Raw genomic sequence first — 16,147 nt, 5'->3', positions numbered from 1 at the left:
TAAAAGGTGGACAGAACGTGAAAAAGTGGAAAATTATCTTAAGTGTCGTTGTTTTACTGTTAGCAGCTGGAGCAGGTACTCTTTACTATTTTTTAAATATAAAAGAATATAATACTGCAGATGAAAAAGTGGAAGAGATAGTCAAAAATGATTTCAAGGTCAAATTGCCTGGTGATGATGTTTCTGAGGATGGTTCTGGTGCAGAAGCAACCGAGCAAAGTTCCGATTTAACGGCAGATGCGTCTGGAACAGCTGCCCCAGCTGACCCGGCAGAATCAGCGACAGGGGCCACACAGAGTCAAAGCACCAATAAAAATGCGGGTCAGGTCAAAAAACCTACAATTGTGAAACTGACTGCTGGCGCGATTTTGGAAAAATACCAGCCGGCTTTCAATGATTTACAAGCACAGGCAGATGACAAGCTGAATTCCCTCTTATCCTATGCTTTCAACGAATATCAATCGAAGAAATCCAATGGCGATGAGATTTCTTATTTTTACTTTTACTCGAAGTACAACGGGGCAGCTAAAAAGCTTGAAGCTAGCACCGATCATTCATTTGACTATATTTACAATGCACTTGTTAAAGAATTAGAGAAAAATGGGTACAGTTCTAATGATGCTAAATCCATTAAAGACCATTATGTAAATCTAAAAAAGCAGCGAAGATCTTCATTAATGGATAAAGCGATTGCATACGTAAAATAATTTGTTGAATTTTGAAATAAAACATTGTAGAAAATGGTAGTATTATGTAAAATAGTAATATTGCATCATATAGCAAACTAGTAGTCTAGTACTATTTGCAAGGGGTCATCACATTCACTAAGGAGGATTATTGTGAAAAAAATTATTGCACTATCAAGCTTTTTGTTACTTTTGCTTTTAGCCGTGCTTCCAGCAAATGTTTCTCATGCTGCAGCCGCTAAAACCGTTGACTTAAAAAGCATTACCTTGTTTACCAATGATGGTAAAACAATTGAAGCTGAAAAAAAGGGCAACAACTTTACTTTTAATTTAGTTGGTAAAAATGGGAAACTTGAAGTAAACCGGATTGAATTTAAATCAGCAAATGCTACAACTCTTTCCACTGTTCATAGAGCAGATCCAGACTATTCAGATGACGTGGATATACGTTTTGCAAATGGAGTGGCCTATTTAGATAAAGAGAAATATATAAATTGGCTAATTCGTGTGAGCGAAATTGACGATGAAGAGCTTCTTGACTTGATCAAAAATGATGAATCCTTCGATTTACCGACCGTTAAAGATCTCAAATATCTCGCAGATGTTGGAGAGCTTCCATTTTTTGTTGCAGATGATAACGGGAATGAAACTGAGTATTCTGTAACAATTAAATCAACACAATGGGTAAAGCAAAACGGTAAATGGTATTTCATTGGACCAGAAAGTAACTCGATGACGGATTATGCTACTGGCTGGGTTGATGATAATGGAACATGGTACTTTATGGATAAAAATGGTGTTATGCAAACTGGCTGGGTTAAGTCAGGTAGCAAATGGTATTTCTTAAATCCAAGCGGTGCAATGGCAACAGGCTGGGTAAAGGATAAAAATACTTGGTATTACCTTAATGGAAATGGCGCAATGGCAACAGGCTGGGCGAAAGTAGGAGGTAAATGGTACTTCCTTGACGCTAGTGGTGCAATGAAAACAGGCTGGGTTAAAACAGGCGGTAAGTGGTACTTCTTAAATTCAAGCGGCGCAATGGCAACAGGCTGGGTTAAAGTATCGAACAAGTGGTACTACCTTGATGGTTCTGGTGCAATGAAGACTGGCTGGGTTAAGTTATCGAACAAATGGTACTACCTTGATGGCTCTGGAGCAATGAAAACTGGCTGGGTTGAAGTATCTAAAAAATGGTACTACCTATACAGCGACGGCCACATGGCAGCTAACACAAAAATCGGCTCATACCGCGTAGGTGCAGATGGAGCTTGGATTAAATAATTAAGTAAAAGAGAGAATACGAGATTCGTATTCTCTTTTTTTGTAGTGACATCTGTAAAGACAAGGGTTAAAATACCTTTATGGCTGATAGATGTACTGTCCGTCTCTAAAAAATTGTTTTTGGGGAATAATGTGAACAGAGATTCAGCATAAGGGGGATCCAATGAACAACAAGAAGGAAATATCAGAACGAAAATTACTTGGAATTGCCGGGATGGGCTGGATGTTCGATGCCATGGATGTGGGCATGCTCAGCTTCATTATCGCGGCTTTAAAGCTGGAATGGGATTTAACTCCGGGCCAGATGGGCTGGATTGGCAGTATTAATTCCATTGGAATGGCGGTTGGGGCCCTCGTTTTTGGGTTAATGGCTGATCGGATTGGCCGCAAGCATGTTTTTATCATTACGTTATTATTATTTTCGGTTGGGAGCGGTGCCTCAGCCTTTACATCAACGTTTACGATCTTTTTAGTGTTAAGATTTTTTATTGGTGCCGGTTTAGGCGGGGAGCTTCCGGTTGCCTCGACACTTGTTTCTGAAAGTGTCCCGGTTGAAAAGCGCGGCCGGATTGTCGTTTTGCTCGAAAGCTTTTGGGCAGGAGGCTGGTTGATTGCGGCTGTCATTTCCTATTTTGTAATACCAAAGTTTGGCTGGCAAGCAGCATTGTTAATCAGTGCCTTTCCGGCGTTCTATGCTTTATTTTTGCGTATCGGTCTGCCCGATTCGCCGCGCTTTTCAGCCATCAAGGAGAGGGAGAAAATCTCGGCTCTTCAAAGTTTGAAGAAGCTGTGGTCCAAAGAATACAGCCGCCAGACGGCAATGCTATGGATTGTTTGGTTCTGCGTTGTCTTCTCCTATTATGGAATGTTCTTATGGCTTCCAAGTGTGATGGTTATGAAAGGCTTTAGTTTAATTAAGAGTTTTGAATATGTGCTAATCATGACACTTGCGCAGCTGCCGGGCTATTTTACCGCCGCCTGGTGCATTGAAAGGTTTGGGCGGAAATTTGTGTTAGTGGTCTACTTAACGGGCACGGCTGTAAGTGCCTACCTTTTTGGGTCTGCCGAAACAACGGCGATGTTAATGACGGCGGGAATTCTGTTGTCGTTCTTTAACCTCGGCGCCTGGGGCGGCCTTTACGCCTATACACCGGAACAATATCCAACTGTGATCCGCGGTACAGGTACAGGGATGGCCGCTTCCTTTGGACGGATTGGCGGTGTGTTGGGGCCTTTATTGGTCGGTTATTTTGTTGCACAAAACATTTCGATTTCGATCATTTTTACTTGTTTTTGTATTTCAGTCCTAATTGGGGCAGGTGCCGTTCTCTTTTTGGGAAAGGAAACGAAGAGCAAACAATTACTTTAACCAGTAGAAGCAGGAGATTCCTAAATCAGGAGTCTCCTTTATTTTTTTTTGCGAAGAAATTATATTTCGACAAAATAATTGAAAAGCTGTATTATTTTCCTTTGTAAAATAAAACCTTATTCACTTTTTAGGAATAAACACTATGCAGCATGTAATAAGGAGAATTGTCATTATATTTAAAATTATTTTAAAATAACATACTTTATGACTAGACGAACTCCAAAATATTAGGTACAATATTTTCAGAATATTATCTTTTTTGAAAACAGTAAGAAAAACAAGTTGGGAAAACTTTTTAAAAAAACAGGGGGTAAAGCCATGAGAAAGAAAAAGTTAGCTGGTATTTTCATGTCGCTTATGGTAGCGGCAGGTGTGATGGCAGGCTGTAATTCAAGTGCAAGCGGCGATGGCGAAAAGGATGGCGTGATTAAGATTGGAGCCAACCTTGAGTTATCCGGAGGTGTTGCCTCTTACGGTCAATCGATTAAAGAGGGGATTGAACTGGCGTTAGAAGAGATTAATAAAGATGGGATCGATGGTAAGAAGTTGAAGCTTGTTCCGTTTGACAATAAATCTGATGCACCAGAAGCGATTAATGGTGCTACAAAGCTGATCAGCCAAGATAAGGTTTCCGCTATTATCGGTGCCGCTACAAGCGGAAATACAAAAGCACAGATAGAAATTGCTCAAAGTAACAGCATTCCTCTCTTGACGCCAACTGGTACAAGTGCTGACGTGACAGTGCAAAAAGGCAAATTAAATGATTTCGTCTTCCGTACTTGCTTCATTGACCCATTCCAAGGGACAGTGGCAGCGAATTTTGCAGCGAAGGAATTAAATGTTAAAACGGCTGCTGTCTTCATTGACAGTGCAAGTGACTATTCTAAGGGACTTGCTGCCTCCTTTAAGGAATTATTTACAAAAGAGGGCGGAAATATCGTCATTGAAGAAGCATATTTAGCGAAGGATACCGACTTCCACGCCCAATTAACGAATATTAAAGGGAAAAATCCTGATTTCATTTTTGTTCCAGGATATTATGAAGAGGTTGGTCTAATTGTCAAGCAGGCTCGTGAATTAGGAATGAAGGTTCCAATGATGGGAGCAGATGGCTGGGATTCTCCTAAACTAGTAGAACTTGCCGGCAAGGATGCCTTAAACAATACGTTTATTACCAACCACTATTCTTCTGGGGATTCTGATCAGAAGGTTCAAGATTTCGTGAAAGCCTTCAAAGCTAAATACAAAGATAAGTCACCTGATGCCTTCAACGCTTTAGGTTACGATTCGGCTTATTTCATTGCCGATGCCATCAAGCGTGCCGGCAGCAGCGATCCAAAGAAAATCCAAAAGGCTCTTGCTGAGACAGATGGGCTTGAACTTATCACTGGAAAAATGAAGCTTGATAAAAACCATGACCCAATCAAGGCAGCTGTTATTCTAGAGTACAAAAACGGCGAACAAACATTTAAAACGAAGGTAAATCCATAAATAGAAAACGGAAGCACCGTTTAGCGGCGTCGCTGGGTGCATGCGCTAGACAAATTTTATAGTTTTCAAAAAGAATAGGGAGAATTTATGTCTCCCTATTCACTTTTACAGAGTCCTTTCTAAGGAGTGTTTTGAACATGGAACAATTTATTCAGCAGCTTGTCAATGGAATTTCCATAGGTAGTATTTATGCTCTGATTGCCTTGGGTTACACAATGGTATACGGGATTGTCAAACTTATTAATTTTGCCCATGGGGATGTCTTCATGGTGGGTGCATTCATCGGCTTTTATTCTATTACTATTTTTCATTTAGGGTTTTTCCCAGCCTTACTTATTTCCATGGCTGCCTGCGCCATCTTTGGCGTTTTAATCGAGCGGATTGCCTACAAACCGCTAAGGAATGCAACCAGGATTGCTGCCCTGATTACGGCGATTGGGGTTTCCTTATTTATCGAATACGGCACGATTTATGTTCGCGGTGCCCAGCTCGAGTCCTATCCGGACAATATCGTTCCATTGAAGAACTTTGAAATTTTCGGTGTTACCATTAGCGGCAAGTCGATCCTTATATTAGCTGTATCGATCTGCTTAATGATTGTGCTTCAATTTATCGTTCATAAGACCAAAATCGGCAAAGCGATGCGGGCCGTTTCCCATGACATGGACGCCGCAAGATTGATGGGGATTAATGTAAATAACACGATTTCTGCCACGTTTGCGATTGGTTCAGCACTTGCCGGTGCAGCCGGAGTGATTTTCGGGATGTACTATACAAAAATTGAACCGTTGATGGGAATTATCCCCGGACTTAAAGCCTTCGTCGCCGCTGTTTTTGGCGGAATTGGAATTATCCCTGGAGCAATGACCGGCGGATTAATATTGGGTGTGATTGAGGCGCTTGTAAGTGCGACTGGAGGCTCGCTATGGCGAGACGCCGTTGCGTTTGTTGTGCTGATTCTGATCTTAATTTTCCGTCCTGCAGGCCTATTAGGCAAAAATGTCAGGGAAAAGGTCTAGGGGGGGCATGACGCGATGAATCTATTAAAAAAGGCAAAAGGTTTTTGGGGCACAATTATTCTAGTTGTTATCTTTTCGGTTGTTACGCAATTACTCATTAACGGGGGAACACTAAACTCCTTTTATGTTAACACCTTATTTTCGATTGGCATCAATATCATCCTTGCCGCCAGTCTTCATTTAATTATTGGCGTTACCGGGCAGTTTTCGATTGGACATGCCGGTTTCCTTGCGGTTGGGGCTTACGCTTCCGCCATCATAACAATGAAATTGGGCCTGCCGTTCCCAGTGGCCATCCTTGCTGGCGGTGCGGCGGCAGCGATTGCCGGTCTAATTATCGGAATTCCAACTCTGAGACTGAGAGGGGACTATTTGGCGATTGCGACCCTTGGTTTTGGTGAGATTGTCAAGATTGTCTTTTTAAATATTGATTATGTCGGCGGGGCCAGCGGCATGACCGTAACCCATCTAACAACATGGCCATGGCTGATTGCCTGTGTCGTCATTACAATTGTTGTCATCGTCAACTTCACGAACTCGACGCATGGACGAGCCTGTATTTCCATCAGGGAAAATGAAATTGCTGCTGATGCGATGGGAATTAATACGACATTTTATAAGGTAATCGCCTTTATCATTGGTGCCTTCTTTGCCGGTGTTGCCGGTGCCTTGCATGCCCATAACTTTTATATTATCCAGCCCCCAAATTTCGGGTTTCTGAAATCGTTTGATATTTTGATTTTAGTCGTGATTGGTGGTTTGGGAAGTATGTCGGGGGCAGTGATTGCAGCCATTGCTTTAACGATCATTTCAACCTTCCTTTCCAGTTATCCGGAAGTAAGGATGGTTATTTACAGCCTTGTACTGATTGTGATGATGCTTTTCCGTCCGCAAGGATTGATGGGATCGAAAGAAATTACCTCTTTCTTGAAACTAGGCAAAGCTGCTAAAGGAGGAGTGCACAATGATGGCAAAAACACCGTTGCTTAAAGTCGAAAATGTCGGAATCCGTTTTGGCGGCTTAAAGGCCGTTTCTGAAGTTAATTTAGAATTAAATCAAGGAGAACTCGTCGGTTTAATTGGCCCGAATGGTGCTGGCAAAACAACATTTTTCAACCTGTTAACAGGTGTTTATGTTCCGACTGAAGGAATTATATCGCTGGATAGCGAAAAATTAAATGGACAGGCCCCTTATAAAATTAACCAAAAAGGAATCAGCCGGACGTTCCAGAACATCCGCCTGTTTAGCGATTTATCTGTGCTTGATAATGTAAAGGTTGCCTACCATTCGCTTGCCAAGCATTCGATTGTCAGCTCCCTCCTTCGCCTCCCTTCCCATTTTTCCGGTGAGAAGGAAATGGAGGAAAAGGCGATTGAATTCTTGAAAATCTTTAAGCTAGAGTCGGTCATGCATGAACAGGCGAAGAACCTGCCGTATGGGCAGCAGCGCCGGCTTGAAATTGCCAGGGCGCTGGCGGCCAACCCAAAATTATTGCTCCTTGATGAACCTGCTGCCGGGATGAATCCGCAGGAAACCGAGGAACTGATGAATTTAATTGCCTTGATCCGTGAACGGTTTTCGTTAACGATTCTATTAATTGAACATGACATGCTTCTTGTTATGGGAGTATGTGAACGAATATATGTGCTTGACCATGGTCAATTGATTGCCCAGGGTACTCCGGAGCAAATCAGAAATAACCCAAAAGTCATCGAAGCGTATCTTGGCGAGGAGGTCTCTTAAATGCTGAAAATAAGCGATATAAATGTTTACTATGGAAATATTCATGCATTGAAGGGAGTTTCCCTCGACATCAAACAGGGTGAAATTGTCACACTGATTGGTGCCAATGGTGCTGGAAAAAGTACGTTGTTAAAAACTATTTCCGGATTATTAAAGCCGAAGACCGGCGAAATTTTGTTGGAGGGTGAGCATTTAGCCGGGAAGGTCCCGCAGTTAGTTGTGAAGCGGGGTATTTCACAGGTACCTGAAGGACGCCGTGTATTTGCCAACATGTCGGTTGAGGAAAATCTGGAATTAGGCGCTTACTTGCGCAAAGATAAAAAGGGCATTCGCGAAGACTTTGAAAAGGTGTTTCAGCTTTTTCCGCGCTTGCAGGAACGCCGTAAGCAGCTGTCAGGAACGCTATCAGGCGGCGAGCAGCAAATGCTGGCGATGGGCCGTGCCTTGATGGCCAGACCGCGCCTATTGCTGTTAGATGAGCCTTCCATGGGTCTTGCCCCGCTGCTTGTGAAAACAATCTTCCGGATTATAGAGGAAATCAATCAAACGGGCACCACCATCCTGTTGGTTGAGCAAAATGCCAATATGGCGTTATCCATCGCCGACCGTGCCTATGTCATTGAAACGGGGAAAATTGTCGCTTCAGGTACTTCAGAAGAACTGAGCCAAAGCGATCAAATCAGAGCAGCCTACTTGGGCGGGCATTAAAAAGGTGTTGGGGAATGTCCCCAACACCTTTTTAATCTATATAACAAAAGCTCATTTTAGTAAAAATAAATTTAGTGAAGAAAATATCTTTCATAAGTGTATCTTTGAAATAAAGTTGAACCGCATTGACCGAAGCAATTCCTTTATAAAAATGGTACAGATGTTCTTGTAAGGGTATAATAGTCTTATACTAAATCAAGGAGGTCTTGCTTTATGAGCCAAAGAGTTTCTTATTATGAAATTGCATCTGATGGTATGAAAATTATGATGGATATGGAGAAATACACAAAAACGACAGCAATCGAACGAAAACTTCGTGAGCTTATTAAAATTCGTGTTTCTCAAATTAACGGCTGTGCATATTGTTTGAATATGCATACAGCAGATGCTCGAAAAATGGGTGAAACAGAACAAAGAATATACTGTGTTAGTGCTTGGCAAGAGTGTGAATTCTATACAGAAGCAGAAAAAATAGCTTTAGAGTTGGCAGAGCATGTGACATTAATCCCGACAAAACGTGTTCCAGATGAGCTTTATCAACGAGTACGTGAACACTATGATGAGAAACAGTATGTTGACCTTGTTCTAATAATTAATCAAATTAACAGTTGGAATAGAATTTCTATTGCAATGGGAAATAGAGCCACTGAAAAATAATTACTCTAAATAAAGGGCCGTATAATGAAGAAACTAAAGCTTGATTTTCCAGTATTAAAGCGGGAAATTAGGCTTTTTTATATTTGAATTTCCTTAACATTGTAAATTTCAAGACGTTCTCTTAAAAAACAAAAGACCAGTGAATACTGGTCTGGAATGTTAATGGCCAACCTGCGTGTTTTAATTGATTACATTTTCATCTTTCTTTGTTCAGGTTCAAGCTGGAATTGCTGGCGCCGTTTTGGGCTTAGCCAATGCCTGAATTTATTCATGTAATCCTCGTAAAGCTGCTCAATTCCGACTAAGGCAAGCGAGAAGAAATTGGCATAATTCTTTTGGACTTCCCACTTTAATTCGTTTTTCCCACAGATGCTGTATTTATTTAATTCTTCAATTTCCTGTTGAATTTTTGCTAATTCCCCCACCTGCTGATCCTCAGGAAGTGAGAGCAGGTAATCAATTTTTTCGATATATTCCATCGACTTTTCAATTTTCACTTTAATGTCTTCATAGCCGGTTTGATCGATGAGATGATATTTTAATTTAAACTCATTTAGCTTTAGGGCGGCTACATAGGTTGAATTAACAATATCATCCCGGGTCATATCCTTAGTTTCATAGCTAAGCATATGCTTCCACGATGGCTGGGTGATCGCCGTGCGGTGGTCCTCCAAGGTGTGGCAGAGTTTTTTATAGCCATGGATTTCCGGATGTTCAAAGGCAGGGCTTGCCGGGTCAAGGAACGGTGCGAGCGGTGCCACAAAGTAAAAAATCCTTGAATCCTGCTGACAGGCTAGATGAATCGTTTCGCAGAAATCAATGTTTTCAACAGCACTTTTGTAGGTCTGTCCGGGAATTCCGACCATGAAGAACAAGTCAATTTTTTTACAACCGTTCTTTAAGGCAAAATTAAGCGTATCGATGACTTTTTGATTGGTACAGCTGAACTTCCCATTATAGCGCCTGATGTTTTCATCATGGGTTTCAAGGGTAATTTCAATGCTATATTTTGGGACACTATCATTCATTTGTTTGAAAAATTCCTCATCCGCATATTGGAATAATTCGAACACGATTTCATTTTTAAGATTCAGTTTTTTAAGCTTGCTGAAAAACTCATTGACATATTCACGGCCGCCCTGCCTTAAATCATGAAGAATGAAAATTGGCGCCCGGCTGAAGCGGGAAATAAATTGAATATCTTCGACAAGCTTCTTCGGCGACCGTAAAGCGAGCGAATTGCGGTTGCAGTTTTGGTCATAGGCCTCCCGGGAACCGCCGCAGATCAGACAGTTTTGCGTACAGCCGCGCGCTGTAAGTAAAGCGGTGTTCGGATATTGCAGCCAGCCATTATAGGGGATTGGGTCAAGGAAGTTACGATATTTAAACACGGAACGAATCGTATAGCGATAGCCGGGAACGTCGATATCATCCAAATCCTTTGGCACATATGTAATCGGATTGTAGCCGCATTCGCTGCCTTTTTTCCAGGTTAAATTAGGGATGTCGGCATAATGGGTATTTCCCGCTTCAAGTTTATTCATCAGCAGGAGCATCAGCTTTTCCGTTGAGTCGCCGCGCATAACGAAATCGATACACGGGTATTCAATTAATTCCTTATGATAGTACGTTGCCGACAAGCCCCCGAAGATGATCGGTGTTTCAGGATGGATTGCTTTCACAATTTTTGCTAGTTCAATACTGCCATGGGCATGCGGGAGCCAATGGAGGTCGATGCCGAATGCTTTCGTTTGGATTTTCCTTAGTTTTTTCTCCACATCAAATGTTTCACTCATCAGCATCCGGTTGGCGATATTGATGATCTTCACCCGCAGCCCGTAGCGCTCCAAATAGTCAGCAATACTTGTCAGTCCGATGGGATACATTTCAAAAACTGGCGATGACGGCACCACATCGCTTATCGGACCGGCCAGCAGGGAGTTTTTTCGAAAGTCATAAACACTCGGCGCATGCAGCAGAACTAAATCGTATTTCATCTTAACCACCTCAAATTGTTTTCTATGTATTTTTGTAAAAATAATTTGTGAATAAATTCACATTATTGTTTATAAATCTATTGGATAATTTTAGTTTACTATATTAGTGGTTTCATAGAGTGACAAAAGGGTGACAAAATTTGGGTGATTTTGTGTATGGTGGAAAGTAAACTTGGAAAAGTAGAAAGTAAACTAATGAATCACGATAAAAAAACATGGAAATTTTGCTAAAATAAAGACAAAAAGGCTTTTTTATAAAAAGTTAAAAAGGATGATCAAAATGGCACAGGCGAAAACAAATGCAATGCGCATTTTGGATGCGAAGAAGGTCAGCTATTGTATGCTGACATATGACAACAAAGATGGAAAAATTGATGGTGTTTCGGTGGCGGGGAAGATTGGCCGCGACGTAAACGAAGTATATAAAACGCTTGTCGCACAAGGCGTGAGCAAAAATATCTATGTCTTTGTTATTCCAGTTGCTGCCGAATTGGATTTAAAAAAGGCCGCCAAAGCAGCTGCTGAAAAGAAGGTCGAAATGATTTTCGTAAAGGATATCCAAAAATGGACCGGCTATATCCGCGGCGGTTGTTCCCCGATTGGGATGAAAAAGGAATATCAGACCTTCCTCGATGAAAGCTGCTCGCTCCTTGATTTAATCGTTGTCAGTGCTGGAAAAATCGGCGTTCAAATCGTGCTGGCGCCGGAGGATTTAAAAGAAATAACAAAAGCAGAAATCGTCGAGTTGAGAAAGTGAAATTTTAATATAGGCACTCACCTATAGACGGCATAAGCATAAGATAGTGTGAAATTAACCTTATGTTTATGATGAAAAAGGGAGTGTTGATGAGTGGCAGGAAAAATTAAAAATTATTTTGCCGGCGGTAATACAGCTAGAGGGTTCCATAATCTGTACGATTCCAACCTCCAGGGACTTGATCGCTTATTTATTCTAAAAGGCGGTCCAGGAACAGGTAAATCCTCACTAATGAAGAAAATTGGCCATGAATGGATTGAAAAAGGCTATAATGTTGAATTTCTGCATTGTTCATCTGATAATAATTCGATTGATGGCGTGTTAATCCCCGCTTTGAAGGTAGGAATCGTTGATGGTACTGCGCCGCATGTGATTGAACCGAAAGCACCAGGGGCCGTTGAGGAATACATTAATCTTGGCGAGGCCTGGAATGCAAGGGCGCTTGCCGTTCAAAAGAAACCAATCCAGCAGCTGACAGATAAGAATAGTCAATTGTTCCAGAAGGCGTACGCGACCTTTAAAGAAGCATTGGAAATTCATGATGACTGGGAAAAAATTTATATTAACAGCATGGACTTTAACAAGGCAGACCAATTGACAAGAAAGCTAATTGACACCTTTTTTGGAAAAATGAAGTTGAATAAGGTTGCGGATGTCCGCCATCGGTTCTTAGGGGCCGCAACACCAAAGGGTGCCGTTGATTTTGTTCCGAATTTGACGGAAGAGATTCAAAAACGCTATTTCATTAAAGGACGCCCCGGAACTGGGAAATCAACGATGTTAAAAAAATTGGCTGCTGCCGCTGAAGAGCGCGGTGTCGATGTCGAAGTATACCATTGCGGCTTTGACCCGCATAGCCTGGATATGCTTATTTTCCGGGAACTCGGTGTGGCTATTTTTGATAGTACGGCCCCGCATGAATATTTCCCGAGCAGGGATGGCGATGAAATCATCGATATGTACGAAATTTTGATTGACCCGGGAACGGATGATCTTTTTGCCGAGATTATTAGTAAAATAGCGGCGAAATATAAAAGCAAAATGACGGAGGCAACCAGCTATCTTGCAAAGGCAAAAGAGCTCCATGATGAGCTTGAAGCGATTTATATTGCGGCGATGGATTTTTCTGTTGTTGAAGGGATTCAGGGCAAAATTGCTGAGGAAATCAAGGAACTGGCGGGTGCAAACGGTCAATAACCGTTCATTCATAAAAGAGGTGCCGGTAAAATGCCGGCACCCCCTTTATTGTGGATTCGTTTTGCTTTTCTGGGCTTTCGTGTTGCGTTTATTGCCCTTGCTGTTATCGCCGCTGACAAACTCAGCAGCAAATTCCGCCTCAGCGTTTCCTGCTTGCGGGGAGTTTTGATTACGGCTGCCTTTGTTAAACTTTTTCGTCATCTTGCTTCCCTCCTTTTTAACTAATTTTTAGTTTGGCATCGGTACAGCTGTTTATGCGTGAAAAATAAAAAGGGGAAGTTGGAAATTAGTAGAATTAATACAAAGCAAGCCTTGTTTTACTAAAGAGGACAAACTGTTGCAGGGAGAGTGAGTTAATTGTCATCTAATTTCGAGTTATTAACCAAGAAGTTTGAAGAAAACCGCAATCAAGCGGAAGCAGAACCGATGAAGAAATATATGAAGGGTCATTTTGAATATTTAGGGATTAAATCCCCTTTGCGAAAAGAATTAGAAAAACAATTTTTCAACGAAACGGGAATTTTGAAGGAGCCGCTTAACAAGAAATTTGTGATTGCGCTTTGGGAGAAGGAGGAGCGGGAGTACCAGTATACGGCCCTGACTTATTTGGAAAAATCGCTAAAAAGGCTCGAGAAAGCGGATTTGCCGTTTATGGAGCAGCTGCTTACCACGAAATCTTGGTGGGATACCGTCGATGCGATTGCGCCAAAGGCAGTTGGGAAGATTGCTGAAAAATTTCCGGATGTGATCGCGGAAACGATTGATGGCTGGGCTGTTCATGATAATATGTGGCTCCGGCGGGCGGCGCTTCTTTTTCAATTAAAATATAAAGGCAAAACGAATGCTGCTCTACTCTATCATTACATACGGCAAAATGCCGATAGTAAGGAATTTTTTATCCAAAAGGCAATCGGCTGGGCGCTGCGCGAATACTCGAAAACCAATCCGGCTTCAGTAAAAGAGTTTATCGAAGGTCAGCAGCTCGCGCCATTAAGTGTTCGTGAAGGCAGCAAGTATTTGGACTGAGCAAAAAGGCGATAATGTGTAAGGGTTCATGTTAGAATGGCACTAATGAAAACATAGAAGAGGTGGATTTAGACAGCATGATAAAATGTATTGCATCAGACATGGATGGAACATTATTAAATTCGGTTCAACAAATTAGTGAGGAAAATAAGCAAGCGATTATAAAAGCACAAGCGCAAGGAGTAGAATTTGTCGTGGCGACAGGCAGGTCCTATCAAGAGGCAACCTATGTCTTGGCGGATGCGGGAGTAAACTGTCCGGTCATTTGTGTCAATGGCGCAGAGGTCCGCTCGAAGGATGGGGACGTTATTTCGGCAACGCCAATCAGCAAACAGTTAACAAGAGAAGTTGCGGCGAAATTAAGGGAAGATGATGTGTATTTTGAGGTGTATACCAATAAGGGTGCCTTCACGGTTGATGCGGATAAGGCCGTTTCAACGCTCGTTGACATTATCGTCAGCGCCAATCCTGAAGTAAACCGCGAAGAGATTATCTATGCTGCCGGTGCACGTCTGCGTGATGGCTTGGTTCATACGGTTGAAGATTATGAAATTCTCTTTAGCGACGAAGAGTATCAAATTTATAAGCTGCTTGTTTTCTCGTTTGATGCTGACAAGCTAGAAGCAGCCGGCAAATCGCTGTCAGCTTTTGACGAACTGGCTGTTTCCGCCTCAGGCCGGGAAAACCTAGAAGTAACCAATAAGAAGGCGCAAAAAGGGCTGGCGCTTGAAGCATTCGCCAAATCAAAAGGGATTTCCTTGGCGGAGACAATGGCGATTGGCGATAACTATAACGACGTTTCGATGTTTGAAAAAGCCGGCAGATCGGTGGCAATGGGAAATGCCAATTATGAAATTAAGTCACTTTGTGATGTGATTACGGACACCAACGAGGAAAACGGCGTCGCGAAGGCGATTTTGGAAGTACTATAGAAGGATTTTTGTGGTGTACAACTCAAGGATGCAGGTTTTAACGAAGGCGATTTTGGAAGTACTCTAGGAGAGGAAGGGTGCCCTGTATGTACCGGGTTGGTTCTGTTTTACTGATGCTGGCTGTGCTGCTTTCAGGCTGTTCTTTTTTTGAAAAAAAGGAGGATGGCAGGTCAGCGGGCGAAGCGGTTGTTATTCAGCCTGAAGTAGAAGTGGTGGCTGAAAATTTATCTGTCCCATGGTCAATTGATAAGCTTGGGCAATCCTTCTATCTTAGTGAACGAACTGGAAGTATCGTAAAAGTGGAAGACGGTAAAATGGAACGCCAGCGTGTGCATTTAGAAAAGCCGCTGGCCGAGGTGGCTGAAGCAGGGCTGCTCGGCTTTGTACTAGCCCCTGAATTTGCTGCGAATCAAAAGGCATTTGCTTATTATACATATGCGGATGACAGCGGGGGGCAATTTAATCGTGTTGTTGTGGTAGGATTTAAGGCTGGTAAATGGACGGAGGAGCGGATTCTGCTCGATCGTATTCCAAGTGCGGCCTACCATCATGGCGGCAGGATGAAGATTGGTCCTGATGGAAAGCTTTATATCACTACTGGGGATGCAACAACCCCTTCTGTTGCTCAAAATCTCGGCTCGTTAAATGGGAAAATTTTAAGAATGAATTTAGATGGGGCGATTCCGATGGATAATCCGGATCCGAATTCGTATATTTATAGTTATGGTCACCGGAATCCGCAGGGGTTAGCGTGGATCGGAAAGACGTTATATGCGAGCGAACATGGGCAATCGGCACATGATGAAATCAATCGGATTATGGCTGGCGGGAATTTTGGCTGGCCGGTTATTCAGGGGCAGGAGAAGAAGGCGGGAATGGAAACGCCTTTGTTCCAGTCAGGTGCTGAGGTAACTTGGGCTCCTTCTGGGATGGCGGCAGCTGACGGCAAGCTCTATGTGACGGAGTTAAGAGGGAACGCTGTTCGCGAGTTTGATGTGGAACGGAAGCAGAGTCGGGTGGTTATTAGCGATTTGGGGCGAATACGTGATGTGTTTGTTGACGGCGATTATTTATACTTTGTCAGCAACAATACTGACGGACGCGGAAATCCCGATGAGAGGGACGACAAATTGTATCGGGTTCGATTGGATGATTTGAAATAAGCTTGTTTTGTTAAAGACCGCCGAAGGACAGTATGTGGTTGAAAACAAGAAGAACTGTCCTTCGTAAGGTAGCCGAAGGACAGTATGTGGTTGAAAACAAGAAGAACTGTCCTTCGT

16 protein-coding genes are annotated in these 16,147 nt (G+C 42.4%); 14 read left to right on the top strand and 2 right to left on the bottom strand.

Annotated elements, in window-relative coordinates; translation table 11 throughout:
• Positions 1 to 17: 17 nt before the first annotated feature.
• The 9 genes from ACFVSW_RS09570 (at position 18) to ACFVSW_RS09530 (ending at position 8,958) form a co-directional block, all read left to right on the top strand.
• Positions 18 to 707 (top strand): hypothetical protein, encoded by a 690-nt coding sequence (locus ACFVSW_RS09570; RefSeq protein WP_387315078.1) that lies wholly within the window; start codon positions 18 to 20, stop codon positions 705 to 707.
• Between the two features lie 132 nt (positions 708 to 839).
• A complete protein-coding gene (locus ACFVSW_RS09565) occupies positions 840 to 1,970 on the top strand; it encodes a cell wall-binding repeat-containing protein (protein WP_387315076.1) in 1,131 nt (376 codons plus the stop codon).
• Positions 1,971 to 2,133: 163 nt separating this feature from the next.
• Positions 2,134 to 3,339, top strand: coding sequence for an MFS transporter (locus ACFVSW_RS09560; protein ID WP_387315074.1), 1,206 nt, complete (start codon positions 2,134 to 2,136; stop codon positions 3,337 to 3,339).
• A 318-nt stretch (positions 3,340 to 3,657) separates the two neighbouring features.
• Positions 3,658 to 4,830: an ABC transporter substrate-binding protein gene (locus tag ACFVSW_RS09555; RefSeq protein ID WP_387315071.1), complete on the top strand. Its 1,173-nt coding sequence runs from the start codon at positions 3,658 to 3,660 to the stop codon at positions 4,828 to 4,830.
• 137 nt (positions 4,831 to 4,967) lie between these two features.
• Positions 4,968 to 5,849, top strand: a complete 882-nt coding sequence (locus tag ACFVSW_RS09550) for a branched-chain amino acid ABC transporter permease (RefSeq protein WP_387315069.1) — start codon at positions 4,968 to 4,970, stop codon at positions 5,847 to 5,849.
• A 15-nt stretch (positions 5,850 to 5,864) separates the two neighbouring features.
• On the top strand, positions 5,865 to 6,839 hold the full coding sequence (locus ACFVSW_RS09545; RefSeq protein ID WP_387315066.1) for a branched-chain amino acid ABC transporter permease: 975 nt from the start codon (positions 5,865 to 5,867) through the stop codon (positions 6,837 to 6,839).
• Positions 6,814 to 7,593: an ABC transporter ATP-binding protein gene (locus ACFVSW_RS09540; RefSeq protein WP_387315063.1), complete on the top strand. Its 780-nt coding sequence runs from the start codon at positions 6,814 to 6,816 to the stop codon at positions 7,591 to 7,593. The genes ACFVSW_RS09545 and ACFVSW_RS09540 overlap by 26 nt, the downstream gene beginning before the upstream one ends.
• A complete protein-coding gene (locus tag ACFVSW_RS09535) occupies positions 7,594 to 8,301 on the top strand; it encodes an ABC transporter ATP-binding protein (protein WP_387315060.1) in 708 nt (235 codons plus the stop codon).
• A gap of 213 nt (positions 8,302 to 8,514) precedes the next feature.
• Entirely contained in the window at positions 8,515 to 8,958 is a 444-nt protein-coding gene (locus ACFVSW_RS09530; protein WP_387315058.1) for a carboxymuconolactone decarboxylase family protein, read from the top strand.
• A gap of 188 nt (positions 8,959 to 9,146) precedes the next feature.
• Here the strand turns inward: ACFVSW_RS09530 and ACFVSW_RS09525 are convergent, their stop codons facing one another.
• The gene (locus tag ACFVSW_RS09525; RefSeq protein ID WP_387315056.1) at positions 9,147 to 10,955 is read right to left on the bottom strand and encodes a TIGR04190 family B12-binding domain/radical SAM domain protein; all 1,809 of its coding nucleotides are present in this window, start codon (positions 10,953 to 10,955) and stop codon (positions 9,147 to 9,149) included.
• A gap of 280 nt (positions 10,956 to 11,235) precedes the next feature.
• Between ACFVSW_RS09525 and ybaK the strand changes: the two genes are divergently transcribed.
• Together ybaK and ACFVSW_RS09515 are read left to right on the top strand one after the other, a co-directional pair.
• Positions 11,236 to 11,712: a Cys-tRNA(Pro) deacylase gene (gene ybaK, locus ACFVSW_RS09520; protein ID WP_387315054.1), complete on the top strand. Its 477-nt coding sequence runs from the start codon at positions 11,236 to 11,238 to the stop codon at positions 11,710 to 11,712.
• A 93-nt stretch (positions 11,713 to 11,805) separates the two neighbouring features.
• The gene (locus ACFVSW_RS09515; RefSeq protein WP_387315051.1) at positions 11,806 to 12,909 is read left to right on the top strand and encodes a PRK06851 family protein; all 1,104 of its coding nucleotides are present in this window, start codon (positions 11,806 to 11,808) and stop codon (positions 12,907 to 12,909) included.
• 45 nt (positions 12,910 to 12,954) lie between these two features.
• Here the strand turns inward: ACFVSW_RS09515 and ACFVSW_RS09510 are convergent, their stop codons facing one another.
• On the bottom strand, positions 12,955 to 13,110 hold the full coding sequence (locus ACFVSW_RS09510; protein ID WP_387315048.1) for a hypothetical protein: 156 nt from the start codon (positions 13,108 to 13,110) through the stop codon (positions 12,955 to 12,957).
• Between the two features lie 156 nt (positions 13,111 to 13,266).
• Here ACFVSW_RS09510 and ACFVSW_RS09505 point away from each other — a divergent pair, with 156 nt between their 5' ends.
• The 3 genes from ACFVSW_RS09505 (at position 13,267) to ACFVSW_RS09495 (ending at position 16,030) form a co-directional block, all read left to right on the top strand.
• The gene (locus tag ACFVSW_RS09505; protein ID WP_387315045.1) at positions 13,267 to 13,935 is read left to right on the top strand and encodes a DNA alkylation repair protein; all 669 of its coding nucleotides are present in this window, start codon (positions 13,267 to 13,269) and stop codon (positions 13,933 to 13,935) included.
• Positions 13,936 to 14,012: 77 nt separating this feature from the next.
• A complete protein-coding gene (locus tag ACFVSW_RS09500) occupies positions 14,013 to 14,867 on the top strand; it encodes a Cof-type HAD-IIB family hydrolase (RefSeq protein WP_387315043.1) in 855 nt (284 codons plus the stop codon).
• 86 nt (positions 14,868 to 14,953) lie between these two features.
• Positions 14,954 to 16,030: a PQQ-dependent sugar dehydrogenase gene (locus ACFVSW_RS09495; RefSeq protein ID WP_387315040.1), complete on the top strand. Its 1,077-nt coding sequence runs from the start codon at positions 14,954 to 14,956 to the stop codon at positions 16,028 to 16,030.
• Positions 16,031 to 16,147 lie beyond the last annotated feature (117 nt).

The sequence above is a fragment of the Neobacillus sp. NPDC058068 genome, from assembly GCF_042885335.1.
Classification (GTDB): domain Bacteria; phylum Bacillota; class Bacilli; order Bacillales; family Cytobacillaceae; genus Neobacillus.
This window is presented reverse-complemented; position numbering and strand designations above follow the sequence as displayed.